Annotated in this window: 27 protein-coding genes; 13 read left to right on the top strand and 14 right to left on the bottom strand. The window is 72.6% G+C overall.

All coding sequences use genetic code 11. The features are described 5' to 3' along the window. Positions 1–133: 133 nt before the first annotated feature. From ACQUQ1_RS05240 to ACQUQ1_RS05225, 4 genes are all read left to right on the top strand, one after another. Positions 134–325, top strand: coding sequence for a DUF7511 domain-containing protein (locus ACQUQ1_RS05240; RefSeq protein ID WP_435063212.1), 192 nt, complete (start codon positions 134–136; stop codon positions 323–325). 188 nt (positions 326–513) lie between these two features. Next, the gene (locus tag ACQUQ1_RS05235) at positions 514–945 is read left to right on the top strand and encodes a universal stress protein (RefSeq protein ID WP_435063211.1); all 432 of its coding nucleotides are present in this window, start codon (positions 514–516) and stop codon (positions 943–945) included. Next, complete coding sequence (locus ACQUQ1_RS05230; protein ID WP_435063210.1) at positions 942–3179, top strand: amino acid permease; 2238 nt, start codon at positions 942–944, stop codon at positions 3177–3179. Before ACQUQ1_RS05235 ends, ACQUQ1_RS05230 begins: the two co-directional genes overlap by 4 nt. A gap of 119 nt (positions 3180–3298) precedes the next feature. After that, positions 3299–5449, top strand: coding sequence for a prolyl oligopeptidase family serine peptidase (locus tag ACQUQ1_RS05225; protein ID WP_435063209.1), 2151 nt, complete (start codon positions 3299–3301; stop codon positions 5447–5449). Positions 5450–5464: 15 nt separating this feature from the next. Here the strand turns inward: ACQUQ1_RS05225 and ACQUQ1_RS05220 are convergent, their stop codons facing one another. Beyond that, on the bottom strand, positions 5465–6352 hold the full coding sequence (locus ACQUQ1_RS05220) for a winged helix-turn-helix domain-containing protein (RefSeq protein WP_435063208.1): 888 nt from the start codon (positions 6350–6352) through the stop codon (positions 5465–5467). 228 nt (positions 6353–6580) lie between these two features. Between ACQUQ1_RS05220 and ACQUQ1_RS05215 the strand changes: the two genes are divergently transcribed. From ACQUQ1_RS05215 to ACQUQ1_RS05205, 3 genes are all read left to right on the top strand, one after another. Further along, a complete protein-coding gene (locus ACQUQ1_RS05215; RefSeq protein WP_435063207.1) occupies positions 6581–6970 on the top strand; it encodes a hypothetical protein in 390 nt (129 codons plus the stop codon). Beyond that, positions 6967–7908, top strand: a complete 942-nt coding sequence (locus tag ACQUQ1_RS05210) for an alpha/beta hydrolase (RefSeq protein ID WP_435063206.1) — start codon at positions 6967–6969, stop codon at positions 7906–7908. Before ACQUQ1_RS05215 ends, ACQUQ1_RS05210 begins: the two co-directional genes overlap by 4 nt. 145 nt (positions 7909–8053) lie before the next feature. Continuing rightward, on the top strand, positions 8054–9316 hold the full coding sequence (locus tag ACQUQ1_RS05205; RefSeq protein ID WP_435063205.1) for a TIGR00300 family protein: 1263 nt from the start codon (positions 8054–8056) through the stop codon (positions 9314–9316). Positions 9317–9327: 11 nt separating this feature from the next. On the opposite strand, the gene ACQUQ1_RS05200 is transcribed toward ACQUQ1_RS05205, so the two are convergent. Both ACQUQ1_RS05200 and ACQUQ1_RS05195 read right to left on the bottom strand, forming a co-directional pair. After that, the gene (locus ACQUQ1_RS05200; RefSeq protein WP_435063204.1) at positions 9328–9861 is read right to left on the bottom strand and encodes a GNAT family N-acetyltransferase; all 534 of its coding nucleotides are present in this window, start codon (positions 9859–9861) and stop codon (positions 9328–9330) included. Between the two features lie 85 nt (positions 9862–9946). Further along, positions 9947–10345 (bottom strand): universal stress protein, encoded by a 399-nt coding sequence (locus ACQUQ1_RS05195; protein ID WP_435063203.1) that lies wholly within the window; start codon positions 10343–10345, stop codon positions 9947–9949. Positions 10346–10462: 117 nt separating this feature from the next. Between ACQUQ1_RS05195 and ACQUQ1_RS05190 the strand changes: the two genes are divergently transcribed. Continuing rightward, positions 10463–11473 carry a DUF7490 domain-containing protein gene (locus ACQUQ1_RS05190; RefSeq protein ID WP_435063202.1) on the top strand — a complete coding sequence of 337 codons (1011 nt, stop codon included), beginning with the start codon at positions 10463–10465 and terminating at the stop codon, positions 11471–11473. Continuing rightward, positions 11470–11805 carry a hypothetical protein gene (locus ACQUQ1_RS05185; RefSeq protein WP_435063201.1) on the top strand — a complete coding sequence of 112 codons (336 nt, stop codon included), beginning with the start codon at positions 11470–11472 and terminating at the stop codon, positions 11803–11805. Before ACQUQ1_RS05190 ends, ACQUQ1_RS05185 begins: the two co-directional genes overlap by 4 nt. Positions 11806–11889: 84 nt before the next feature. On the opposite strand, the gene ACQUQ1_RS05180 is transcribed toward ACQUQ1_RS05185, so the two are convergent. Then, a complete protein-coding gene (locus ACQUQ1_RS05180) occupies positions 11890–12750 on the bottom strand; it encodes a ZIP family metal transporter (protein ID WP_435063200.1) in 861 nt (286 codons plus the stop codon). A 42-nt stretch (positions 12751–12792) separates the two neighbouring features. Beyond that, positions 12793–14316, bottom strand: a complete 1524-nt coding sequence (locus ACQUQ1_RS05175; protein ID WP_435063199.1) for a molybdopterin-dependent oxidoreductase — start codon at positions 14314–14316, stop codon at positions 12793–12795. A 168-nt stretch (positions 14317–14484) separates the two neighbouring features. Here ACQUQ1_RS05175 and ACQUQ1_RS05170 point away from each other — a divergent pair, with 168 nt between their 5' ends. After that, the gene (locus ACQUQ1_RS05170) at positions 14485–14628 is read left to right on the top strand and encodes an HVO_2523 family zinc finger protein (RefSeq protein WP_435063198.1); all 144 of its coding nucleotides are present in this window, start codon (positions 14485–14487) and stop codon (positions 14626–14628) included. A gap of 169 nt (positions 14629–14797) precedes the next feature. Then, the gene (locus tag ACQUQ1_RS05165; protein ID WP_435063197.1) at positions 14798–15757 is read left to right on the top strand and encodes a phytoene/squalene synthase family protein; all 960 of its coding nucleotides are present in this window, start codon (positions 14798–14800) and stop codon (positions 15755–15757) included. 56 nt (positions 15758–15813) lie between these two features. Here the strand turns inward: ACQUQ1_RS05165 and cruF are convergent, their stop codons facing one another. The 3 genes from cruF to ACQUQ1_RS05150 are packed head-to-tail and all read right to left on the bottom strand — an operon-like array spanning position 15814 to position 19168. Next, the gene (gene cruF, locus ACQUQ1_RS05160) at positions 15814–16683 is read right to left on the bottom strand and encodes a bisanhydrobacterioruberin hydratase (protein ID WP_435063299.1); all 870 of its coding nucleotides are present in this window, start codon (positions 16681–16683) and stop codon (positions 15814–15816) included. A 44-nt stretch (positions 16684–16727) separates the two neighbouring features. After that, on the bottom strand, positions 16728–17591 hold the full coding sequence (locus ACQUQ1_RS05155) for a prenyltransferase (protein ID WP_435063196.1): 864 nt from the start codon (positions 17589–17591) through the stop codon (positions 16728–16730). 8 nt (positions 17592–17599) lie between these two features. Beyond that, the gene (locus ACQUQ1_RS05150; protein ID WP_435063195.1) at positions 17600–19168 is read right to left on the bottom strand and encodes a phytoene desaturase family protein; all 1569 of its coding nucleotides are present in this window, start codon (positions 19166–19168) and stop codon (positions 17600–17602) included. A 140-nt stretch (positions 19169–19308) separates the two neighbouring features. Between ACQUQ1_RS05150 and ACQUQ1_RS05145 the strand changes: the two genes are divergently transcribed. Next, a complete protein-coding gene (locus tag ACQUQ1_RS05145; protein WP_435063194.1) occupies positions 19309–20007 on the top strand; it encodes an SDR family NAD(P)-dependent oxidoreductase in 699 nt (232 codons plus the stop codon). Positions 20008–20119: 112 nt separating this feature from the next. Here ACQUQ1_RS05145 and ACQUQ1_RS05140 read toward each other — a convergent pair whose 3' ends face one another. Continuing rightward, complete coding sequence (locus ACQUQ1_RS05140) at positions 20120–21031, bottom strand: DUF106 domain-containing protein (RefSeq protein WP_435063193.1); 912 nt, start codon at positions 21029–21031, stop codon at positions 20120–20122. 108 nt (positions 21032–21139) lie between these two features. Beyond that, positions 21140–21766: an adenylate kinase gene (locus tag ACQUQ1_RS05135; RefSeq protein WP_435063192.1), complete on the bottom strand. Its 627-nt coding sequence runs from the start codon at positions 21764–21766 to the stop codon at positions 21140–21142. Positions 21767–21936: 170 nt separating this feature from the next. Here ACQUQ1_RS05135 and ACQUQ1_RS05130 point away from each other — a divergent pair, with 170 nt between their 5' ends. Next, positions 21937–22413, top strand: a complete 477-nt coding sequence (locus ACQUQ1_RS05130) for a hypothetical protein (RefSeq protein ID WP_435063191.1) — start codon at positions 21937–21939, stop codon at positions 22411–22413. 88 nt (positions 22414–22501) lie between these two features. Here the strand turns inward: ACQUQ1_RS05130 and ACQUQ1_RS05125 are convergent, their stop codons facing one another. The 4 genes from ACQUQ1_RS05125 to gatD all read right to left on the bottom strand — a co-directional run bounded on the left by ACQUQ1_RS05125 (position 22502) and on the right by gatD (position 25477). Then, on the bottom strand, positions 22502–22753 hold the full coding sequence (locus ACQUQ1_RS05125) for a hypothetical protein (RefSeq protein WP_435063190.1): 252 nt from the start codon (positions 22751–22753) through the stop codon (positions 22502–22504). 77 nt (positions 22754–22830) lie between these two features. Continuing rightward, on the bottom strand, positions 22831–23085 hold the full coding sequence (locus tag ACQUQ1_RS05120) for a hypothetical protein (protein WP_435063189.1): 255 nt from the start codon (positions 23083–23085) through the stop codon (positions 22831–22833). 134 nt (positions 23086–23219) lie between these two features. Next, on the bottom strand, positions 23220–24203 hold the full coding sequence (locus ACQUQ1_RS05115; protein WP_435063188.1) for a GNAT family N-acetyltransferase: 984 nt from the start codon (positions 24201–24203) through the stop codon (positions 23220–23222). After that, positions 24200–25477, bottom strand: coding sequence for a Glu-tRNA(Gln) amidotransferase subunit GatD (gene gatD / locus ACQUQ1_RS05110; protein ID WP_435063187.1), 1278 nt, complete (start codon positions 25475–25477; stop codon positions 24200–24202). The genes ACQUQ1_RS05115 and gatD overlap by 4 nt, the downstream gene beginning before the upstream one ends. Between the last annotated feature and the right edge of the window lie 37 nt (positions 25478–25514).

The following is a 25514-nucleotide window of genomic DNA, read 5'->3' as shown; positions in this document are numbered from 1 at the left end:
GACCCCTGAGTTCTCGCGCTATCGGAACCGGCGACCTCCCGTCGCCGTCCGGCTAGACCGTGTCGGACCCCTCAGTTCTCGGGTTCGATAATCGAGTGGTCAGTATGAAATACTCGGTGCGGGAAGCACGCGTATGCACACGAGTGACGGCCGCACCCGACTGGAGGGGGAGCGCCTCGAGGAGCTGCCGGAGTTCGACCTCCGGTACCTCTTCGACGACGGGGAGCGCCCGAGTTCGGTGACGGTGTACGCCCCGGAGTCGCTGGAGACGACGTGGATCACCGTCGACGCCGACGTGGCGGTGTCGCTGGACGAGCTCCGCTGAGGTCGACGCCGGCGGACGGCCGCGGAACCGGCGTCGGGACCGGCGACGAGTGCGAGCGCTTAATCCGGCTCGGTGTATGGCGTCTGTATGGACACACGAGACAGCAGCGGTGCGTCCGTCCCACCGACGCGCCGTCGCGGTTCCTCGCCCCCCGTTCGCGACGGAGACCCACGCGGAGGTGGCCGTCCGTGAGCGACCTGCTCTCGAACGCGGTCGTTCCGGTCGCCTCCGAGGCGGACGCGCGCGCGACCGCCGCGGCGATGCGGGCCCACGGCGCCGAGGTCGGCGACGTGACGCTCGTGTACGTCGTCGAGAAGGCCGGCGGCGCGCCGGACAAGGCGGGCGTCGAGCAACGTGAGGCGGTCGCCCGGGAGGCGTTCGAGGCCTTCGAAGCGGCGTTGCCGGACGTCGTCGCCGACGAGCGGATCGTGTACGACACCGACATCGTCGAGGGGGTCCTCGCGGTCGCCGCGGAGGTCGACGCCAGCGCGGTGGTGTTCACGCCCCGCGAGGGCGGCCGGTTCGTCCGACTGCTCACCGGGGACCTCTCGCTGCGCCTCGTCCGCGACGCCGACCGCCCCGTCGTCAGCCTCCCCCGGGTCGAGGTCGAGGACGAATGAGCGGCGACGAGGAGCTCGCGAAGGACCTCGGACCGCTGGCGGCGCTGACCATCGGCGTCGGGACGATGATCGGCGCCGGTATCTTCGTGCTCCCCGGCGTCGCGATCACCGAGGCGGGGTCGTTCGCGGTGATCTCGTTCGTGCTCGGCGGCGCCATCGCGATCCTGACGGCGTTCTCCGCCTCGGAGCTGGGCACCGCGATGCCGGTGTCGGGAGGCGCGTACTACTACGTGAACCAGGCGCTGGGGCCCATGTTCGGCTCGGTCGCCGGGTGGGCCAACTGGATGGGACTGGCGTTCGCCTCCGCCTTCTACATGGTCGGGTTCGGGGAGTACGTCGTCAACATCACCGGCGGGTCGATCGGGATCCCCTTCGTCGGGGTCGCGGTTCCCGTCGGCGTGAAGGCGGTCGCGCTCACGGGCGCGGCGCTGTTCGTCCTCGTGAACTACGTGGGCGCCAAGGAGACGGGGCGCCTCCAGAACGTGATCGTCGTGCTCCTGGTGCTCATCCTCGCGGTGTTCACGATCGCGGGCACGCTCCGCGCGGACCCGGCGAACCTCGCCGAGGGGACCGGCTTCGGGCCGATGCTCACGACGACCGGGCTCATCTTCGTCTCCTACCTGGGGTTCGTCCAGATCACCTCCGTCGCCGAGGAGATCAAGGACCCGGGACGGAACCTCCCGCGGGCCGTCATCGGCTCGGTCGTCATCGTGACCGTCATCTACGCGCTCGTGCTCGTCGTGATGAGCGCCGCCGTCGAGCAGGGGTTCATCGCGGGGATCCCGGACGGACAGATCGCGGTCGTCGAGGTCGCGCGGATCGTGCTCGGGCCGGCGGGCGCCGTGGCGATGCTGATCGGCGGCCTGCTGGCGACCGCCTCCAGCGCGAACGCGTCGATCCTCGCGTCCTCGCGGATCAACTTCGCGATGGGACGCGACAAGCTGGTCTCCCCGGACCTCAACGAGATCCACCCGCGGTTCGGGACGCCGTACCGCTCGATCGGCATCACGGGCGCGCTCATCCTGCTGTTCATCGTCCTCGCGGACGTGAACACGCTCGCGACGCTCGGGTCGGTGCTCCACCTCGTCATCTACGCCCTGCTCAACGTCGCCCTCATCGTGTTCCGCGAGGCGAACGTCGAGGGGTACGAGCCGAGCTACACCGTACCCCTCTACCCGGCGGTTCCGGTGCTCGGGGCGGTCGTCTCGCTGGCGCTCATCGTCTTCATCGAGCCGACGGTCGTCCTCGTCGGCGGCGCGTTCGTCGCGTTCGCGGTCGTGTGGTACTTCGGGTACGCCCGCTCGCGCACGACCGCCGAGGGGGCGCTCTCGGAGTACGTCCGGGCCCGCGCCGACCGGATGCCCGACGCCGCGGTCGACGCGGCCGACGCGATGGCGCCCGACGGCGGCGAGTACCGCGTGATGGTGCCGCTCGCGAACCCCGCGACCGAGGGAACGCTCATCGAGCTGGCGGCGAACATCGCCCGCCAGCGCGACGGGGTCGTCGACGCCGTCCACATCGTCTCGGTGCCCGACCAGACCGCCCTGGAGTACGCCGCGGACAACGTCCGGAAGTTCGACGAGGGGAGCGAGGAGCTGCTGGAGCGCGCGCGCCTGGACGCCGAGGAGGTCGGCGTCCCGGTCGAGACGAGCACCATCGTCTCCCACCGTTCCTTCGAGGAGGTGTTCGACGCCGCCCGCACCCACGAGGCCGACCTCGTGGTGATGGGCTGGGGGCCGGAGGGCCACGGCGCCCCCGGCCGCGTCGAGGGCCGCGTCGACGAGCTCACGCGCAACCTCCCGTGCGACTTCCTCGTGCTCAGGGACCGCGGCTTCGACCCCGAGCGCGTGCTCGTCCCGACGGCGGGCGGCCCGGACTCCGACCTCTCGGCGGAGGTCGCGGGCTACCTGCGGGACGCGTACGGCTCGGCGGTCAGGCTGCTCCACGTCAGAGACGACGTGAAGGAGGGCGAGGCGTTCCTGGAGACCTGGGCCGAGGAACACGGGCTCGGGGACGCGGAGCGGGTCGTCGAGTCGGGCGACGTGGAGGCGGCGATCGAGCGCCAGAGCGAGGACTGCTCGCTGGTCGTCATCGGCGCCACCGAGCGCGGGATGCTCTCGCGGCTCGTCTCGGGCGCGCTCGCGCTCGACGTCGTCGACGAGGTCGACGCCTCGGTCCTGCTGGCCGAGCGCCCCAGCGACCGCGGGTTCCTCGACCGGCTGTTCGGGCGGTAGCCGCCGTCCGGGCCGGAACCCGACCCGGGCTACGCCCCGGTCGTACCCCGCGGCCCCCGCTCCCGGCAACCGCCCCGCCGAGGGGTAGCTACTTCCGGCGACGCCCGCAGTAGGGACCGATGGCCGACAGCGACGCTTCCGACCCGGAGGGTCCCCCCGAGACGCCCCGACGACCGGTCACCGACGACCTCCACGGCGAGTCGATCGTCGACCCATACCGCTGGCTGGAGGGCGAAGACGAGGAGGTCGCCGCGTGGACGGCGGCCCAGAACGAGTACGCCGAGGCCGTCCTCGACACGCCCCACCGCGAGGCGCTGGCCGAGCGGTTCGAGTCCCTCGGGCGGGTGGGCGAGTACGGTCCCGTCACACCCGCCGGTGACCGCCTGTTCCAGGAGGTGCGCGCGCCCGAGGAGGAACAGCCGGTGCTGTACGCCTACGACGGCCCGGAGTCCGTCGGCACCGGGGACGGGACCGTCCTCGCGGACCCGAACGGGTGGGGCGAGGACGGCACCGTCTCGGTCGACTGGTTCGTGCCGGGACCGGAGGGGGAGTACCTCGCCTACGGCGTCGCCGAGGGGGGCGACGAGCAGTACGACGTGCGGATCGTCGACGTCGCGGCCGGCGAGGCCGTCGAGACGGTCGCCGGCGTCGGGCGGACGCAGGCGGCCGGCTTCGCGTGGGTCGAGCGCGGCGGGGACGGTGAGGACGACGCGCGGAGCGGTCCACGCGGCTTCTACTACGTCTCCACCGGCGTCGCCCCGGCGGGGCCGGACGGGGATGACGACGCCGACGGCCAGCTCGAAAAGACGATCCGGTTCCACGAGTTCGGGTCGGGGACCGACCCCGCAGAGGACCGCGTCGTCGCCGCGGACGTGGACCAGACGACGTGGCCGACGCTCGTCGCCGACGGCGACGCGCTCGTCGCCGCGTACGTGGAGGGGTGGGAGCGGTCCGACCTGTACGGCTACCGGGGCGATCCGGCGGAGGCGACCCTCTCGCCGGTTCTGACGGGATACGACGCCGTGTTCGAGCCGACCGTCGACGGCGACCGCGGGCGCCTCCTGCTCTCCACGAACCACGGCGCCGACTTCGGGCGGGTGCTGTCGGCCGACCTGGACGCCGCGCTGGACGGCGACCGCGCCGACCCGTCGGAGTACGCGGAACTCCTCCCGGAGACGGACGCCGTCCTCCGCGGGGTCGAGCCCGCCGGCGACCGCCTGCTCGCGCACTATCACCGCGACGCCAGGTCCGAGGTCGTCGTCCTCGACGCCGACGGGAAGCGAGAGCGCGACGTGTCGCTGCCGGCGTTCCCGACGGTCGCGGGGGTCAACGGCGCCGGGGACGCGCCCGAGGCGTACCTGACCGTGCAGTCGTTCGCGGAACCGCCCTCGGTTCGCCGCGTCGACCTCGCGGACGGGAGCGCCGAGACGCTGTCTGCGCAGTCGACGGACGTGCCGTTCGATATCGAGGTGAGCCAGGAGCGGTTCGAGTCCGCCGACGGCACCGAGGTCCCCGCGTTCGTCGTCCGCCGCGGCGACGTGGAGCCCGACGGGTCGAACCCCGCCCTCCTGACGGGGTACGGCGGCTTCCGGGTGAACCGGACGCCGACGTTCGACCGGTTCCGGCTCCCGTTCCTCGGGGCCGGTGGCGTGTTCGTGCTGGCGACGCTTCGGGGCGGCACCGAGTACGGCGAGTCCTGGCACGAGGCGGGCCGCCGCGAACACAAGGAGCGCGTGTTCGACGACGCGCTCGCGGTGGCGGACGGCCTCGCCGAGCGCGGCTGGGCCGACCCCGACCGCATCGGCGTCGCCGGGGGCTCGAACGGCGGCCTGCTCGTCGGCGCGCTGATCACCCGACGTCCCGGGCGCTTCCGGGTGGCGCTGTGTCACGTCCCGCTGCTGGACATGCTCCGGTTCCACCGCTTCCTGCTCGGCGCCTCCTGGACCACCGAGTACGGCCACCCGGAGGACCCCGAGGCGTTCGCGTACCTCCGGGCGTACTCGCCGTACCACAACGCCCCGGAGGCGGCGTACCCGGCGACGATGTTCACCACCGCCCTCGGCGACACGCGCGTCCACCCGAGCCACGCGCGGAAGATGACCGCGCTCCTGCAGGAGCGGAACACCGGCGACCGACCGGTGGTCCTCCGCGTCGAGGACGACGCCGGCCACGGCGTCGGCAAGCCGCTGTCGATGCAGGTGCGCGAGCAGGCCGAGCGGTGGGGGTTCGCCTGCGAACGGCTGGGGATCGACGCGGACGCCCTCCCGTAGCGACGAGACGAACCATCAGTCCCCGCCAATCTCCTCGTGTTCGACGACCTCGAAGTGCTCGTCGACGACGACGCGCAGGCGGTCGCCGTCGATCGCGTACTCGATCTCCGCCTTCGGCGGCTCCATGGACAGCACCGTCAGGTCCCGGTCGAACGGGAGTCGCCACGGGAAGTCCTCCCAGGGATCCGCGCCGTGGTCGAGGAGAAACGACGAGACGACCGGGTGGAACCGGAGCTTTCCGGCCGGGTCCCCGTAGACGAACCACGCACAGCGCTCGCAGGCGACGTGGGCGATCAGGTCCTCTTCCCGGAGGTCCTTCTCCTCCCAGTGGTCGCTCGACGGCTCTAGGGACCACACCGGTTCGCCGGTGCAGTAGGGGCAGACGCCGTGGAGCATCGAGGACTCGTCCCGTATCACCCTGATCGCGGCCGCACGGAGAAACGACCCCGGGTCGTCCATGTCGAAGTCCTTCGCGCTCAGCGGGTAGTAGTGAACGACGTCCCCGCATTCCGAGCAGGCGATGTGGGCCCGCCCGTCCTCGTACCACGCCTCCAGCGTCCCGCCGCAGGCATCGCACGGCTCGCTGTCGGGGACCGGGAACGGCTCGATACGCGTCCGCGGCGTGAAACTGTGGGCGACGACCGCCTGGTACGCCCGGATCCCGGCGAGCGTCAGTTTGTACCCGCCCCCGTCGCTCTCGACGAAGTCGCCGGTCAGCTGCTGGAGGTGATAGTTGAACTGGCCGCTGTCCTCGACACCGACGGCCTCCTGCAGTTCGGAGAACGCGAGGGTCGCGTAGCCGCCCCGGCCGCTTGCGTCGCCGAGGGCGGTGATGATCCCGAGCCGCGTCTCGTCGGCGAGCAGCTCGAAGGTCCGTCGCGGCGACGACTCGTCACCTCCCATCACGGTCCGTCCACTCCCCCGGCGAATAAACCGGTTTCCTTTCCGGGAACGAACAGGAGGTGAACTGCGCTTCACCGAGCGGTTAAGACGGATTACGCCGAGAGTACTGGTGGCGACGGGCCGGAGGGACGTTGTGCCTCTGACATGGACTCCCCACCCCTCCGCCCCCGCCGTCCCGTTCGACGTCGCCCCGGAATCGGTAAGGTCGCGGCGTTTCTACCGACACCCATGAGCATCGACGAGTCGGCGCTCGCCCGGGAGCTCCGGAACAACGGGATCGACGTGGCCGACGTCAGCGTCTCCGCCGACCGCGTCGAGGTTACCTACACGACGACGTTGCCGGGCGCCGAGCCGGACCACGGCGAGATGGGCACCCTGTGTACCGCGTTCATCGACCTCGTCGAGGAGGGGGAGTTCGAGCCCCGTCGCGTCGAAGCGACGTCGCTGCGCTTCGAGGACGACGTACAGGCGACCTGGCACGTCGAGGGCGAGTGGTTCGAGGCGCTCGACGAGTACCGCATCTCCGAGGAGGAGTTCTCCGCGCGCGTGCTCGACTCCGTCGAGACGGACCCGGACGTCGACGCCCCGGCCGCCGGGGGCGAGGGGAGCCCGCAGTGACCGCCGGGACGACGCCGGACCGCCCGCCCGCGCGGCGCGTCGACGGCGACCGGCCCTCCCGCGAGCGCTTCTCCACCCGCCGGCTCACCTTCGGGGTCGAGGGCGACACCTGCGTCGGGACGCTGTACCGCCCGCGCGACGTCGACGACCCCGCGACCGTCGTGCTCGGGCACGGACTCGCCGCGGAGGCCGCGTTCGGGCTCGGCCGGATCGCCGAGCGGCTGGCGGCCGCGGGCTACGCCGCGTTCGCGTTCGACTACCGCGGGTTCGGCGCCTCCGGGGACGAGCCGCTCGTCCTGCCGGGCCGGCAGGTCGCCGACTGGGGGGCAGCGGTCGACCGCGTGCGCGGGGTCGAGGACCTCGGACGGGGGCTCGCGCTGTGGGGCGTCTCGCTCGGCGGCGGCCACGCGGTCCGCGTCGCCGCCGACCGACACGACGTGGACGCCGTCGTCGCGCGCACCCCGTTCGCCGACGGGCGCTCGATCCTGCGGAGCAAGTCCGCGCGGTACCTCCTGCGGGCGACGCTCTCGGGGTTGCGCGACCGCCTCGGCGGGCTCGTCGGCCGTCCCCACCGCGTGAAGGTGTACGGCCGGCCGGGCGAGTTCGCGGCGCTGAACGAGCCCGGCGCGCTCGACGGCTACGCCGCGCTGATCCCCCGGGAGTCGACGTGGCAGAACCGGACGCGCGCGCGGACGCTGCTCGCGCTCCCGCGGTACCGACCCGTCGCCGCCGCCGGCGACGTCCGGTGTCCGACGCTGGTCGTCGCCGGCACGGAGGACGAGGTGGTCCCGTACCCGACGGCCGAGCGCCTCGTCGACGCCCTCCCGGAGCCGTCGCTGGTGGCGCTCCCGATGGGTCACTTCGACCCGTGGGAGGACCGGTTCGTCGAGGTACTCGCCCACGAGGTGGCGTTCCTCGACGAGGCGCTCGACGGGTGAGCGAGCGGGACCGCCGACGCCCCCGGTCGACCCCGCCGTACGCGACGGCGTCGCCGCCGGCGCCGACCCGTCCGTCCCCGCCGTCGGTCCCGGCCGATACCGCGGTCACGGGTAGCTTTTCACCGGCGGGGGGCAGAGGGCAGGTATGACTGTCAGCGACGTGGTCGAGCTGGAGGGCCACATCATCGACTCGGGCCTGATGGAGCGGGCCTTCACCGTCGTGATGGAGCTGGGCGGGGAGTTCGACATCGAGGAGTTCCGCGTGGGGACGAGCAAGGACGAGGAGTCGTACTGTCGGATGCGGGTGATCGCCGAGGACGAGGCGACGCTGCACCCGATCCTCCACGAGCTCCACCAGTCGGGCGCGACGCTGGCGGCGCCGACGGACGCGACGCTGGAGCCCGCTCCGGCCGACCACGTCGTCCCGGACGGCTTCTACTCGACCACGAACCACCCGACTGACGTCCGGGTCGACGGCGAGTGGGTGCCCGTCGGGAACATCGAGATGGACTGCGCGGTGGTCGTCGAGGGGGTCGAGCGTGCCCCCGACGGAACGGTCGAGCCGACCGGGGACGGCGACGTGACCGCCGAGACGAGGGTGCTCAACGGGATCGGGGAGGGCGACCTGGTCGTCACCGGCGACGCGGGCATCCGCGTGAAGCCGCCGGAGCGTCCCCGCGACTCCTCGGGGCCGTTCGGGTTCATGCGCGGCGGCGTCTCCGCGGAGCGGCCGTCCGCCTCGCTGATCCGCGACATCGCGGAGGCGGTCGCCGAGACGAAGGCGCAGGGCGGGCACGTGCTGTGCGTCGCCGGGCCGGCGGTGATCCACGCCGGCGGCGGCCCCGGGCTGGCCCGCCTCGTCCGCGAGGGGTACGTCGACGCCATCTCCGCCGGCAACGGCTTCGCCGTCCACGACATGGAGCGGTCGATGTACGGCACCAGCCTCGGGATGGACGTGGAGACGATGGAGCACCCCCGGAAGGGCCACAAACACCACATCTACACCATCAGCGAGGTGATCCGGGCGGGCGGCATCGAGGCCGCCGTCGAGGAGGGGCTGATCACCGAGGGCGTGATGTACGAGTGCGTCGAGAACGACCGCGACTTCGTCCTCGCGGGCTCCATCCGCGACGACGGGCCGCTCCCGGACACGATCACCGACGCCGTGGAGGCGCAGAACGCCATCCGCGAACAGGCGCGCGAGGCGGACCTGGTGCTCATGCTGTCGTCGCTGCTGCACTCGGTCGCCGTCGGGAACTGCCTGCCGTCGACGACGCGCACCGTCTGCGTCGACATCAACCCCGCGACGGTCACGCAACTGCTCGACCGCGGCTCCGCGCAGGCCGTCGGGATGGTGACGGACGTCGGGACGTTCGTCCCGATGCTCGCCGAGGAACTGCTGGAGTAGCGGTCGCGACGTTACCGCTCCGCGAACCACTCGTCGGCGAGGAGGCCGAACCGGGTCACGTCGACATGCTCGCCGTCGACGAACGCCTCCCCGCGGAGCGTCCCCTCCTCGCGGAAGCCGACCTTCTCCAGCACGCGCGCGGACGCCGGGTTCGTCTCGAACACCTTGGCGTACACCTTGTGGAGCCGCCGCGTCTCGAAGGCGTAGCCGCACGCCTCGCGGGCGGCGTCGGTCGCGTAGCCGTTGCCCCAGTCGTCCGGGTCGAGCATGTACCCCAGCTCCGCGGTCCCCCACGTCTCGTTCGGGGCGTTCACCCCGACGATGCCCACGGGCTCGGCGTCGACGCAGACCAGGAAGTGCGCCTCGTCGGTGTCCCCCATGGCGTCGATCCACTCGCGTTCGTCGTCGACGGAGTTGGGGTCGGCCATCGAGGTGCCCGCCCGCACCCGCGGGTCGTTCACGACCGACGCGAGGAACGCGGCGTCCTCCTCCTCGACCGTGCGCAGTTCGACCGTCTCGCCGCGGCGGAACACGGGGCCCGGCATATCCGACCGATCCCGGCCGTCGACGCTTGAATCGACCGGTGGGGTGCGACGGAGTGGCACGGGGCCGCGGCGTCGGCGTCGACCGCTACGCCTCCGGGACGGGGACGACCCGCATCGGCACGTCGGAGTTCATGAGGATGTCCTGGGCGACGCTGCCGAAGAGGAGCTTCGAGGTGGTCGACCGCTTCCGGATCCCCATCACGACCTCGTCGGCGTCGTGGCGCTCGACGAAGCCGAGGACGTCCTCCGCGGGGGAGTTCCCCCGAACGAGCTGGTGGGTCTCGACGTCCGTCAGGCCCGACAGGCGCGTCTCCACGACCGCCAGTGCGTCCTTCCCCCGGTCGAGTTCCCGCTGTGTCGTGGTGTCCCCCCCGCGCTGTGAGTTGACCGCGTGGACCACGTCCGTCCCGTCCACCCGCGGTTCGAGGTAGTCACACAGCGCCGCGCTCCGTTCCGTCGAGTTCGTGGCGAGCACGTAGAGCACGTGGGCGTGGTGCTCCGGCGACACGCATAACTGTACCTTCGATCGTGAACTTCGCCGCGACCGTCGGACCTGTCGCGGCACAAAGGGTTTACCCCGTCCCTATCGAGGTTCGCCCGCATGTCACGAGAACGACGGCTGACCGTCGGCGCGGTCGCCGTCCTGCTCGTCGCCCTCCTCGGGGTCGCCGTGGTCCCCGGCGTCCTCGCGGACCCGTCCGCGGACGGCCCCGTCCGTCCCGGCCCGGTCCGGATCGCCGAGTCCCCCGCGATCGGTCCCGGCGAGGTCGACGGCTCGACGGCGGAGCTGATCCTCCACACGCGCGTCGGCCACCGCGGCAACCCGACCGACAACGTCTCCGTCCGGTTCCGGGCGTACGACGCCGAGTCGGGGCTGTTGACGACCGAGCGGTCGGTCGACCTCCCGGAGCTGACCGGCGACCGGAGCGTCCCGGTGAACGTCACGATCGAGGTGCCCCGCGAGGGCGGGTACGTCATCGAGACGGCCGTCTTCCACGACGGCCGGCTGGTCGACAGCGAGCGGACGCGCGTGTCCGGGCTCGGCGCCCTCGGCACGGAGGTCCGGTTCACCGAGCGCGAGGCGGTGCCGCCGCTGGCCGTCTCGGTCGACTCCGTCGACCGGGAGCGCAACCGCACGACGCTGGCGGTGGCGGCGTCGCTGACGAACCGCGGGCAGTCCGACAGCGGCGACCTCCGTGTCGAGGTGATCCTCCGGCAGGCCGACTCGAACATCGTCGCCGCCCGCGAGTCCACCGTCGTCAGCGGCATCGGTCCCGGACGCACCGCCGACGCGACGACGACGCTGACGGTCCCGAGCGACTACAACTACTACGTCGACGCCGCGGTGTACCGCGACGGCGTCCTCGTCGACACCGCCCGGTCGGTCGCGAACCTCGACCCGACCGAGACCATCTCGGCCAACGAGACGACCCGCGAGGTCGAGTTCGAGGTCGGCGACTTCGCCGGCGACGGCGGCGAGGGACGGCCGACGGAGGCGCCCGCCGAGACCGCGGGCGCGACCGAGACGGGCGGGCCGGGGTTCGGCCCGGCGGTCGCGGTCGCCGCGCTGGCGGCCGCAGCGCTGCTCGCACGGAGGCGAACGCGATCATGAGCGAGGAACACCCATCCACGACCGAGGACGTATCGACCGCGACCGACGAGGGGGCGGGCACGACCGGCGAGGCCGCGGCCGTCCCCGACGCCGCGGGGACGGACGGTCGCCTCGCCGGCGACTTCACCCGGTACGTGAACTACGTCGCGCTGGCGGCGCTGGTGGCGCTCGCGCTCGTCGCGGGGATCCAGTTCTACGGCGCGGTATCCCGTACGATCAATCAGTGGATCGTGCGCGAGTACCGATCGCTGTTCCACGCGGCGTTCAACCTCGCGGTGCTGCTGGTCGCCGCCGCGGGCATCTCCTGGCAGGTCCGGCGACTGCGGGGGTGAGGGCCGGCCGCCCGGTCCGCGCGGGCCGGGCGTCCACTCCCGGAGGCCCGTCGTGCGGTCGCGCCGACAGCTCGCGTCCTCGGGTCAGGCGACGACCGACCACGCGAGAAACACCGCCAGGCCGCCGAGTACCGTGCTCGCGACGGCGTGGACGCGGAGGCGGTCGAGCAGCGCGTGGGCGTCGCCCTCCCGGCTCAGCGACTCGTGGACCTCGCTGCCGATCTCACACTCCGGCAGGAAGTCCATCGCGACGTGGAGGAACACGCCGGTGGCGAAGCCGAAGACGACGCCGCGCACCGCGCCCGACGCCGGCAGCGCGAGGAACGAGGAGGCGACGGCGGCGACGCCGACGCCCGCGGCCGGCAGGAGGATCGCCACCGGGTCGCCGCCGCGGCCCGTGAACCGGTGGACGGCCGCGTAGCCGGCGGGGCCCTTGTGCGAGACGATGGCGACGCCGAGCAGGGGGCCCAGCTCCGGCATGTTGCCGTAGACGATCCCGATGATCGCGCCGGCGCTGACGGCGTGGGCGGTCAGCTCCGCGAGCGCGCGGTCGATCGGGAGGTCCATGTGCGCCAGCCGGTGGCCGAGCGTGTGGGCGCCGTAGCCGACGAGCAGGCCGAGCGCGACGCCGAAGCCGCCGAAGACGGCGTGCTGGCCCATCGCCTGCGGCAGGAGGAAGACGGCGGCGCTGGTGATCATCGCGCCCGCGGCGAGGCCGTAGCCCCACACGAGCGTGCCGGTGTGGGTCCGCGGGGCGCGCGCGCCGAACCACCCCGCGACCGCCATCGCGGCGAAGGCGATCCACGAGATGCCGAACAGCTTGACCCGTCCGGTCGCGAGCGCCAGCCCCGAGGCCGCCACGAGCGCGGCCGTGCTCGCCGCGCCGAGCACCCGCGCCCCCCTGGAGGCGCCGCCGCCGGGGCGGCCGGCGAGGAGGTCGGTCATGTTACTAGCGCCGCCGTTTTCGTTAATAACCCCTCCGATCGCTCACGGGTCGACCGTCCGGGAGACCCACCCGGAGGCGCCGCTGGGGAACGGGTCCGACTCCTCAGGGGACTGGACGGTGCCGTCGCGCTCGACGGCGCGGACGACCACCTCGTGTTCGGCGTCGGCCTCGTACTCGTGGCGCCACCCGCGCCACGCGTCGGCCGCCTCGCCGGCGGCGACCGCGGGGTCGTCCGGGTCCGCGTCCGCGGGCGTGGGCCCGGGGAGCCGCTCGGTCACCTCCGCCTCCGTCCAGGTGTCGCCGCCGTCGGTCGACACCTCGACGGCCGAGACGCCGCGCGTCCCGGCGTAGGCGTGGCCGCCCACCTCGACGCGGCCGTCGTCGGTCTCGACGTGGTGGAGCTTCGCGTTCGTCGCCACCGGGCCGGTGCCGTGCCAGCCGCGCTCCTCCCAGTAGCCGGTGGCCTCCTCGTCGAGCACCTCGATCTCGGTGATCCACTTGACGTTGATCTCCCCCCAGTGGCCGGGGATGAGCGCCCGGACGGGCGCGCCGTGCCCGCGCGGGAGCGGCCGACCGTTCATCCGGTAGGCGAGGAAGCCCCGCTCCAGCGCCGACAGCGGGAACGCCTGGTAGTAGCCGTCGGCCGCCCGGACCATGACGCAACAGCCGTCCGCGTCGACGCCCGCCTCCTCCAGCAGGCCCGCGATCGGGACCCCCGTCCACAGCGCCGTGTCCACCTTCCGGCCGTTGAGTTTGTCGCCGACGCATCGGAGCGTGACGAAGCGGTGCTGTGCGGGCCGCCCCGTGACCGCCTCCAGGTCGAGGTCGAGGTCCTCGCGCACCTCGCCGGTCACCCGCAGCGACCACGCCGCGGGGTCGACCCGCGGGTCGGCGGCGTTCTTGTCCACGACGTAGTGCGACTCCGAGACGAGCGGCTCCGCGCCCGCGAGGTCGAAGGAGCGGTCGTCCGCGACCGAGAGGAGGCGCTCGACCGTCGGGTCGACCGACGTCTCCTCGCCCGCGTCGTCCGCGTCCGATCCGCCGCCGACAGCCCGGGCGAGCGGGCCGGCGCCGGCGAAAGCGACCGCCACGGCAGCGGCGCCGGCCGACCGCAACACGCCCCGGCGGGCGCGGTCGACCCGCCCGGTCGCCGCCTCGCCCGCGAGCGCGACCGTCGCCCCGCCGAGGAGGCCGCCGACGGCGGCGGCGCCGGGGGCGACCGACAGGACGAACGCGGCGAGCGCCTGGGCGGCGCCGACGAGGAAGACCGTCTCCGCGCGCTCGCGTCCCCCCCGGCGGCCGACGCGGAGGGCCAGCAGCGCGACGGCGCCGAAGGCCACCGTCGCGAGCGCGGCCGCGCCCGCGACGAGCAGCACCTGGCCGGCGCTGCCGAGCCCCTGGATGCCCGCCGCGAGCAGCGCGTCCGGCATGAGCAGCAACAGCGTCTGGGCGAGGGCGACGACCGTCCAGCGGGGCGAGAACCCGGCGACGAGGAACGTCCCCGCGACGACGGCGACGCCGGAGGCCGCGGCGACGGCGAGGCGGCGGGGGGCGGGATACTCCATTCGTCCCCACCAGGGGCCCCGGCGGTAAATCGGTTCCGCGGGGCGCGACCGGCCGCGACGCCGGTCATCGGGGTTCACGGGGATCTCTCGTGTCGTCGCCGCGACGGGCCGACGCGGCGTCCCGGACGGACCCGAACGGCTTTGAGGGGCGCGGCCCGAACGACGGGCATGGCGACCGGGGAGGACGGCGAGACGGTGAAGCGGACCCGCCCCTGTCCGTACTGCGGCGCGTCGATGGTCCATCGCCACTGCGAGTACGTCTGTCCGGAACACGGGGTCGTCTTCGACTGTTCGGACACGTTCTACAGGTGAACCCGTCGCGGTCAACGGGCGGAACCCCCGGGTCCGGCCGCACGCCGGAGGGACGAAAACCGCAAGCCCGAACCGCACCAAGTGTTATGGTGTCGGCTCCCGTAACACGGTTCATCCAGATGCAGGGACGGCACAGTGCTGACAGCGCGTGGGGTGCGCCGAGTCACCGATGGTAGACGACGACCAGATCGCCCGGAGCAAGCGCATCCAGCAGCGCACCGGGAAGACCTTCCACTTCGCGACCCGCGTCCTCCCCCGGCGGGTCCGCGAGCCGACGTACGTCCTGTACGCGTTCTTCCGCGTCGCAGACGAGGTCGTCGACGCCGCCGAGACGGCCCCGCCCGACGAGCAGCGGCGGGAGCTCGACCGCCTGCGCGAGGCCGCGCTCGGCCGCGAGGAGACCGACGACCCGGTGCTGGCCGCCTTCGCGGAGATGCGCGAGGAGCACGGCATCGCCGACTCGGACGTGGAGACGTTCATCGGGGCGATGCGCTCGGACATCGACACCGACCGCTACGAGACGTACGACGACCTGGAGGCGTACATGGACGGCTCCGCCGCCGCCGTCGGCCGGATGATGACGGCGGTGATGGCCCCGGACGAGCCCGAGGTCGCCCTCCCGCACGCCACCGCGCTCGGCGAGGCGTTCCAGCTCACGAACTTCCTGCGGGACGTGCGCGAGGACATCGTCGACCTCGACCGGATCTACCTGCCCCGGGAGACGCTGCGCGAGTACGGCGTCACGGAGGAACAGCTCCGGAACTTCGAGTTCGACGAGTCCGTCGCCGCGGCGATGCGCCACGAGCTCCGCCGGGCGGAATCGCTGTACAAGGAGGGCGTCGCCGGGATCAAGTACCTCCCGGAGGACTGTCAGTTCGCCGTGCTGCTGGCGGCGGTGCTGTACGCCGAACACCACGCGCTCATCCGCGAGCGCGAGTACGACACCCTCACCGAGACGCCCGAACTCGGGACGGTGCGCAAGCTGAAGCTGTTCGTCCGGACCCGGTGGGCGTGGTTCCGGTGCAAGGACCCCGAGACGGTGTTCCGGCGCGTCTCCTGTGTCCCCTACGGCGACAGCGAGTCGAGCCGCTCGGGCGCCGGCCACGGCGACCGCCTCCCGGTCCGGTAACCGGCGGAGTCCCGCCGCGATCCCTTCCCCCGACACGCCACACCGCTCGCCGGCGCTCAGAACGCCTGCCGGAACAGCGCCGCGTCGAAGCGGTCCGCCCGGACGAGGCCGACGCCGATGCCGAGGGCGACCAGCGCCGCGATCGGGTTCCAGAACCAGCAGTTGACGCCGCCCCACAGGAGCACGAAGCTCACCATGTCGTCGAGCATGAACTCGCACTCGGCCAGCCGCGCGCGCAGGGCCGCGCGGTCGAAGGCCGCGTCGAGGACGACCGTCGCGACGGTGGCCGAGACCACCCACCCGCCGTAGTTCGAGAGGGGGACGCCGTAGAACCCCTCGCCGGCGAGGACGCCCAGCGCCCCGACGTTCTCGACGCCGGCGTACGCCCAGAAGCCGAGCGCGACGGCGCCGGGGTCCAGCACCACGTCCATGATCAGCACGAGCCCGATCACCGCGAGCAGGCGCACGGCGGTCCGCTCGGCCCGGTCCCCGAGCAGCAGCAGGCACAGGAGGTAGGCGTTCGCCACGAGCGGGAGGAAGAACACCGGCAGGCCGAGCGGGACGCCGCCCAGCTCCGGCCCGAGCGCGACGAGGTACGCGAACTCGCCGTAGGGCCACCCCGTCGTCACCCCGACGTACTCGATGGCGTAGGCGTACGCCGACAGCAGGCCGATCCCCACGAGTTCCCGCCGCCCGACCAGCGGCGCGAGCCCGGCCACGAGCGGCGAGCGCATCACGAGCGTGCCGAGCAGGATCATGGCCCCGTTGAACGCCAGCGGCTCCAGCGGGGTCCCCGCGAAGACCCCCTCCGCGCTGGCGACGAGCAGCACCGCCCCGACGACGGGGAACACCACCGAGATGGTGAAGCGGTTGTCGCGGACGAGCGCGTCGAGGCGCGCCTCGGCCTCGCGCCTGTCGGCCGGCATCGCCTCCCGGAGGGCGGTCAGGCGCCCCACGGGCGTTTCGGGACTCACGGCAGCACCGCCTCCGGGGGGACGATCCGGGTGAGCGCGCCCATCGTGAGCAGCGCGCCCACGAGCGTGTTGATCGCGGGATACCACCAGTACGCCCGGTCGACGGCGACGCCCGACCAGTAGATGGCGAACACGACCACCGGGTACGCGAGCAGGAGGACGCCGATGCGGTTGTCCACGACCGCGAACGCGACCGCCGAGGAGAGCCAACAGGCCGCACAGTAGGCGTACGTGCGCTCCTCGCCGAGCACGGTCGCGGTCGTCCGGATCCCGGCCTCGCGGTCCGGTTCGATGTCGGGGATGGCCGAGAAGGTGTGCATCCCCATCGCCCACAGCCACGCGCCCACGAGCGCGGCCGCGGGCGGCGCGTCGCCGGCGAGCAGCGCGAACGCCGCGGCGCCCGGGAGGACGTACAGGCCGTTCGAGACGGAGTCCAGCAGCGGCGTCGTCTTGAACCGCAGCGGCGGCGCCGAGTAGCCCGCCCCCAGCAGGAAGAAGCCCGCGAGGTACGGCCAGGCGACCCGCGGGGTCAGCAGAAAGGTGCCCGCCCCGAGCGCGAGCGAGGCGACGACGACCGCCGGGACGAGCGGCCCGCCGTCGTAGCGCACCTCCCGGCCCTCCTTCTTGGGGTTGTCCTCGTCGACGTCGCGGTCGAACACGTCGTTGACGCCGTAGAGGAACAGGTTCGCCGGGATCAGGAAGTAGCCGAACAGCAGGAGGTTGGCGGGCCGGAACAGCTCCGGGACGCTCGCGGCGCCGAAGGCGACGCCGACGACGACCGGCCCCGCGAGGTAGAACCAGAAGCGCGGGCGCGAGAGCTTCAGCAGGTAGCGGAGCCGTGCGGCGGCGTCTGCGTACATGGGCGCCCTCAGGCCGACTCGGCCATCGCCTCGGCGGTGAGCAGCCCCGAGATGAGGCACATCGGGACGCCGATGCCGGGCGTCGTCGTCGACCCCGTGAAGTAGAGGCCGTCCGTCGCCGAGGACTCGTGACCGGGCCGGAACGGGGCGGTCTGGCGGAGCGTGTGTGCCAGCCCGAGGGCCGTCCCCCTCGTCGCGTTGTAGCGGCCGGCGAAGTCGTCGACGCAGAAGTCCCGCTCGAAGACGATGCGGTCGCGCAGGTCGACGCCGGTGTTGTCGGCGACGTCCGCGAGCACGAGGTCGCGGTAGCGGCTCCGGAGTTCGGGCGTGTCCTCCAGTCCGGCGGCGACGGGGACGAGGACGAACAGGTTCGAGTGCCCCTCGGGCGCGACGGAGTCGTCGGTCTTCGAGGGGACACACAGGTAGTAGGCGGGGTCGTCGGGCCACGCCGGGTCCTCGAATATCTGTGCGAAGTGGTCGTCCCAGTCGGTCGGGAGCACGAGCGTGTGGTGGGCGAGGTCCCCCACGTCGCCCTCGACGCCCATGTACAGGAGGTACGCCGAGGGGGCGTACGTCCGCGACTCCCAGTAGTCGGCGTCGTACTGGCGCTTGCGGGGCGCCAGGAGCTCCTGCTCGGTGTGGGCGTAGTCGGCGTCGCTGACGACGAGGTCCGGGAAGTACGACTCCCCCGACCCCGCGGTGACCGCCCCGCCGTCCGCGGCGGCGGCGGTCCCCCCGACCCCCGCGTCGCCGTCGCCGGCGGCCGTCTCCACCTTGAACCCGCCGCGCCGGCCCTTGATCGCCGTGACGGGCGCGTTCGTGACGTACTCGACGCCGAGTTCCGCGCCCAGCTCGGCGATGCCGTCGACGACGGCGCCGAGGCCGCCGTCGGGGTAGTAGACGCCGAGGTTGAAGTCGACGTGGCTCATAAGGTTGTACAGCGCGGGCGTGTTGTGCGGCGACCCCCCGAGGAACACGAGGGTGTACTGCATGATCTGCTGGAGCTTCGGGTGGTCGAAGTACTCCTCCACGTGGTCCTGCATCGACCCGATCAGCGACAGCCCCCACGAGTAGCGGAGCACGTCCGGGTCGACGAAGTCCGCGAGGTCGTCGCGGTGTTCGTACACGAAGTGCCTCATCCCGATCTCGTAGTTGCGCTCGGACTTCGCGAGGTAGTCGTCGAAGGCGTCGCCGGCGCCCGCCTCGTAGGACTCGAACGTCTCGCGGTTGCGCTCCCGGTCGGGGACCATGTCCACGCGGTCCCCGTCCTTGAAGAAGATCCGGTAGTGCGGGTCGAGCCGCGAGAGCGTGTAGTAGTCGGCGGGCTCGCGGCCGAAGTGGCCGAAGAACGTCTCGAACACGTCGGGCATGAGGTACCACGAGGGACCCATGTCGAAGCGGAAGCCGTCCGCCTCCAGCACGGAGGCGCGGCCGCCCAGCTGCTCGTTCTTCTCCAGGAGGGTCACGTCCGCGCCGGCGTCCGCGAGGTAGCAGGCCGTCGAGAGCCCGCCGAAGCCGCCGCCGACCACGACCACGTCCTCGCCTGCCAGCGAGGAGCGGTCACGAGGTGCTCGCATCAACCGGGATACGGCGGGAAGGTGCATAAAGGATGGGCGGATCGATCCGGCCGGATCCCCGTCGGCCGCGGCGACCGCCCGCGCCCGGCGTCGTCGGTCCGGCCCGCAACCCATACGTCGCCCCCGGCCCACCACGACCCATGGACGGAACCACAGCGGTCGTCACCGGCGGGACCCGCGGCGTGGGCCGCGCGGTCGCGTCGGCGTTCGCCGGGGAGGGCGCCCACGTCGTCGTCTGCTCGCGCGACGGCGGCGCGGTCGAGGAGACGGTCGAGGAGCTCTCCACGGAGGGATCGGTGTCGGGCATGCGCGCGGACGTACGCGACGAGTTCGACCTCGAACGCCTCATGGAGCACGCCGCCCGCGCGGGCGAGCGGGACGGGATCGACGCCGTGGTCGCGAACGCCGCTGTCAACCACGGCTCGCCCGGCGAGATGCCGATCCACGACGAGCCGTACAGCCGGTTCGACGACACCGTGCGCACGAACGTCCGCGGCGTGTTCGCGACCGTGCAGGAGGCGGCCCCGCACCTCGCGGACGGCGCGCGGGTGCTCGTCCCCTCGGGGTCGGTCGCGCGCGACGCGAAGCCCGGGATGGGCGCCTACGCCGTCTCGAAGGCCGGCGCGGAGGCGGTCGTCCGGCAGGCGCATGCGGACCTGGAGGCGACCGCGCTCACGCTGGATCTGGGCCTCGTGAACACCGCGCTCACGGGCAACCAGGGCGGCCGCGACCCAGAGGACGTCGCGCCGATGTTCGTGTGGGCGGCGACAGAGGCCGACCCCGCGGAACACGGCGGCGGGGTCGTCGGGCTCCGCGAGTGGAAGTCGGCGACGAGGTAGCGGCGGGAGAAGCAGGCGGGAAGACCCGAACTCGGGGAAGCGGGCGGGAAACCGACGGGGCGGGAGAGGGAGGAGAGAGCAGAAGGAAGCGAGCCGTGCGGCGCCGTCGCGCCTACGTCGACGGCGACATGGACATGTTCAGGCCCTTCTGGATGATCTGGGTGAACGCCATCGAGCACAGGAAGTACCAGATGATCCAGGTGGGCATGACGAGGATGTTCTCGGTCCAGCCGACCTGCCCCGCGATGGGGAGGACGACGGGCTGGAGGTCGGTCCAGACGCCCTCGGCGCCGCGGAAGCCGATCCCCCAGTACATCCACAGGAACGCGGGGATGGTGAGCACCATGATCCACACCATCGGGCGGAACTGCTCCTTGAACATGCCGAGCTGGTCCCCCATCGCCTCCATCTGCTCCTCCTGGATGGCCTGCATCGCCTCGTCGTCGCCGCGTTCCTTCGCCTCCTTGCGGCGCTCCTGGATGTCCTTCATGCGCTCCTGGTAGGCGGACATCCGGTCCATGTCCATGAGGTTCGCGCGCAGGAGCGTGGAGTACAGCCCGGTGAGCGTCGCGATGATCATGATGACCGCGTACAGGGGGAGCACGTCCTGCAGGGGGCCGAAGATCACGTCGATCCCGTTGCCGACGACGTTGCGCACCGGGCCGTAGGAGTAGCCGACGAAGAACAGCAGCGTGACGACCGCCGCGCCCTTGTCGTAGATGCTCCAGGAGGCGCCGTCGGAGTCGGGGAGCTCCACGTCGCTGCCGGCGGTGAGGTCGCTCCCGTCGTCCGGCGACTCCAGCCCGGCCTCGATCGCCTCGCGGTCGGCGAGCGCGAAGCCGGCCTCGCCGTCCTCGAGGACGCCGCGCTCGATGAGGCGGCCCCACTGCCCGCTGGAGAGGTCCTCGCGCACGTCCACCCACCGGATCTCGCCGTCCTCCGCGCGCTCGAGGACGAGCTCGATCGCCTCGCGCATCTCGGGCTCGGAGGCGAGCTCCCGGACGCGCTTCTCGATTCGTGCCATTGACCCCCGCTAAGCGACAGCCACGTAAGAAGGTTGTACTCTCGGCCCGCGGCGGCGGCACGTCCGTCGGCGGTCGCCGACGGGACCGCTTCGCGGCCGCGCCGCGGCTCAGTTCTCGACGACGTCGCGGAGGCGCCCGAACACCTCGTCCGGCGTCCCCTCGCCGGACACCTCCACGAGCACGCCCTCGTCCCGGTAGTGCTCGACGACCGGCTCGGTGTTCTCCCGGTAGACGCGCAGGCGCTCGCGGACGGTGTCCTCGGTGTCGTCCTCGCGCTGGATCAGCTCGCCGCCGCACTCGTCGCAGACGCCCTCCTCCTCGGGGCGGTCGAACTCGACGTGGTAGTTGGCGCCGCAGTCGTCACAGACCCGTCGGCCCGTGAGCCTGTCGACGAGCTCCTGCTCGGGCACGTCGAGGAAGACGACGTGGTCGAGGTCGGTCTCCTCGCTGAGGAACTCCGCCTGGTCGAGGTTCCGTGGGTAGCCGTCGAGCACGAACCCGTCGGCCTCCTCCAGCGCGGCGACGACGATCTCGTTGACCACGGGGTCGGGCACGAGCTCGCCGGCGTCCATGTACTCGCCGGGCGTGCCGTACTCCGTCTCCATGTCCTTGTTCTGCCGGAGCGCGTCGCCGGTCGTGATGTGGTCGAGGTCGTACTCGGCCGTGAGGCGCTTCGCCTGGGTGCCCTTCCCGGCCCCCGGCGGACCGAGCAGCAGGATTCGGTGGTCGGCCATACCTCCACGCTCCGGGGCCACGGTGAAAGGCGTGCTGAATCCGGCGCGGTTCGGCGGGAACGCAACCGCGACGCGGCGTCCCGGACGCCGTCGCCACAGCACGCACACGGCGTGGGCGCCGCGCGCCCCGGAGCGCCCGGTTTTTACCCCGGTCGGGCGTACCTCCGCGTATGACCCGCTTCGACGCCGACGCGCCCGCCGACCGGCGGAAGCTGTTCGCCGACGCCGTCACCGCACACCGTCAGCGCGGGAGCGCGTTCCTCACCGTCGAGGTCGAGCCGCCGCGCGAGGAACTCCAGTTCGGCGAGTCGGCCGGCGGCGACGGCGAGGAGGTCGACGCCGATGCCGACGCCGACGCGGACGGCGGGGACGGGAGGGGCGACGGGGCGCCGCCGTGGATCCAGTTCGCCGAGAAGACGTTCAACCTCGACTGCACCGACGAGGAGCTGGCCCGCCTGCACGACCTCCTCGACGAGTACCCGGAGTTCCGGATCGACGAGCGGGAGACCCCGGAGGAGGCCGAGGGGACGAACGTGCGCATCTCGGCGCGCTCGGACGCGAACCGCCTCGCGGGGTTCATCGAGCGGGCGTTCCTGGAGGTGTACGACCGGCCCGAGGACTACCGCGCGTGGGTAGTGCAGGTCTGAGCCGTCTCGGGGGACGGCTCACCGCCCGGCTCGTCGCGTTCGCGTACGCGCTCGTCACCCGGCGGTGAGCCGGTTCCGCCCGCCCTCGTCACTCCCGGCCGACGAGCAGGTAGAGGACCAGCACGGCCCCGGCGCCGAACACCGAAACGAACAGCCCCGCGAGAACCGTCGCCAGCGCCCACAGCGTGGCGTCGTCGCTGCCGCGCGACTGCGCGTCGCGGTACACCCAGTAGGCCATCCCGACCGGGATCAGGAGCCCGAAGATCAGGACGAACACGAAGAAGACGATCAGCAGTTCGACGCCGCCGGGGAACGGACCGAACAGCGGGAGGGGGACCATGTCCGCCGGCGACTCCCGCGACCGGCAAAACTCCGTCGCTCCGGTCGCGCCGACGGTCGCCGCGATCCCGCCCGCCCTCAGTCGCGGATCACGACGACGTAGTACACGGCGAACGCGAGGAGGAACCCGAGCAGGTTCAACAGCAGCGACGCCAGCGCCATCGCGCCCGCCCACAGTTTCGGGGAGTCCGTCCGGCGGGTCTTCGCGTCCTGGTAGGTGAAGTACCCGACGACGATCGCCACGACGACGTTGAGGAGACCGAACAGGCCCGGATCGAGCACGCCGAACTGGAGCGGGTGCGTCGCCGCGACGAGCGCGCTGTCGAGTGGCATGGGGCGTCCTTCCGTCGCCGACAGAATAACTCCTGTGGCGGCGACCCGCCGACGTGGGGGGATCGGGTCGGCCGCGAGACGGTCGGGCGCGGACGTCCGGTCGGGTCGTCCGTGAGGGGGGATCCGTCCCGGCGTCAGAGGAGGGCGTCGTCGGTGAGGTCCGCGGCCATCACGAAGTCCGGCTCGTCGGAGACGGGCGTCCGCGTCGCGGCGGCGTCCGACACCCACCGAACCCCCTCCGGGATCAGGATCCGTGTCGCGTCGATCCCGCGCTCGGCGGCGTCGCGGGCGACCGCGTCCGTGAGCGCCGACAGCGCGTCGGGGTCGTCCCACGCGGCGACGTGGTAGACGCCCCAGGTCTCCGCGACGCCGTCCTCGGTCTCGCGGTCGTACGTGTACGCCAGCGACGTGAACCCGCGGGTGCCGCCGTCCGCGACGACGAACAGGCCGTCGCGGTCGGCCGCCGCTCGGAGGTCCGCCCGGGTCAGCTCCGAGCAGGCCCACGGCTCCCCGGCGTCCAGCGCCAGCCCGCGGAGGTGGTCGCGGGCCTCGGACCGCGTCCAGTACGCCCACGCGGCGTCCGGGTCGGCGGTCACGTCGAGCGCCGGGTCGGCGTCGGCGTCCGGCTCGGGCCGGAGCCAGCGGAACTCCGTCGCGGGGTCGAAGCCGACCCCGCGCGACTGCCCGAGGCCGGCCACGTTCCACGAGAACACCATGTTGCGCGAGACGACCGCGCCCCGCTCGCGCGCCCAGCGAAAGCCCGCCCGCGACAGCGGCGACGAGAGGCTGTTGCCCCGGTAGTCGGGGTTGACGCGCATCCCCTGGGCCCACGCCTCGGTGTCCGACAGCAGCACGCACTGCACGACGCCGGCCACGTCGTCGCCGTCGTCCACGTCGACGACGAACGTGCGCTGGCGGGGGCCGTCCGTCTCGACCCACTCCGCGAACACGTCCGGCATGTAGTCGCCGTGCTTGTCGCCCCAGGTGTCCCGCGTGAAGCGGACGACGTGCGCCACGTCCGACTCGCGCGCCTGCCGGACCGCGAACTCGTGGTCGGCCGTCCCCGCCACCGGGACCCCCTCGTCGGGGTCCTCGTCGACGACGTCGCTCCCGCTCATACCCACGGCTTCGACTCCTCGGTGAGCTCGCCGGCGAGGTCCCGCCCCATCGCGTCCTCGGGGTCGGCGACGTTCGCGAGCGCCCACATCAGTTTCACCTTCGCCGTCCCCGGGAGCGTGTCGCCCGCCTCGACGACGCCCGCGTCGAGCAGGTCGCGGCCGGTGTCGTACACGCGGTCACAGACCCGTCCCTCCAGACACTGACTCGTCATCGCGACCGTCGCGCCGCCGTCGACGAGCTCCTCGATCCGCGGGATCAGGTCGGTGTGGACGTGCCCGAGGCCGGTCCCCTCGATCACGACCCCGGACTTCCCGTCGAGGTAGTCGAGCGCCGCGGGGTCCATCCCGGGCGTGAACTTCACCAGTTCCACGTCCTCCGCGAGGTCGGGGGCGATGTCGAGGTCGGCGTCGCCGCGGCGCGCGTACGTCCGTCCCTCGCGGAACTCGACGGAGACGTCGTCCCCGTCGGCGCCGTACTCGACGCGCCCGAGGGGCTCGGCGCCGACGGTCTCGAAGGCGTCCCGGCGGGAGGTGTGGTTCTTCCGCACCCGGGTGCCGCGGTGGAGCGCGCAGTAGTCGTCGGAGGGCGTCCCGTGCATGCACACGAGCACCTCCGCGCAGTCGGACTTGGCTGCCTCGACGGCGCAGACGGCGTTCATCACGTTGTCCGAGGACGGACGGTCGGCCGAGCGCTGGGAGCCCGTGAACACCACGGGGACCGGCGTGTCGAGCATGAACGACAGCGCCGACGCGGAGAACTGCATCGTGTCGGTGCCGTGCATGACGACGACGCCGTCGGCGCCGGCCTCGACCTCCTCGCGGACGGCCTCGGCGAGGTCGCGCCAGATCTCGGGGTTCATGTTCTCCGAGAGGATGTTGGCGACGACGCGCCCGCGGTAGTTCGCCCGGCCCGCCAGGTCCGGGACCGCGCGGAGGACGTCCTCGGCGTCGAAGCGGGCGGTGACGGCGCCGGTGCGGTAGTCGACGGTCGAGGCGATGGTGCCGCCGGTGGAGATGAGCGCGACCGTCGGGAGGTCGCCGTCGAACTCGACGGCCGAGGCGGCGCCCCCGTCGTCGTCCGCCCCCTCGTCGCCGACGGCGTGGACGTCGCGTTCGAGCACCTCGACGGCCGCCTCCTCGCGGTCGACGCCGACGTTGTAGCCGCCGTCGAGCTTGAGCACGAGGTGGTCGGCGTCGCTGGACGGCATCAACACGCCCTCGTCGGTGACGCCCGCGCGCTCGACGCGGACGCGGTCTCCGGGGCTCGGGGTCATACCCGACGGTAGCGGCCGGCGCGAACTTGAACCTGCC

The organism is Halobaculum sp. EA56, from assembly GCF_051195075.1.
Classification (GTDB): Archaea; Halobacteriota; Halobacteria; order Halobacteriales; family Haloferacaceae; genus Halobaculum.
This window is presented reverse-complemented; position numbering and strand designations above follow the sequence as displayed.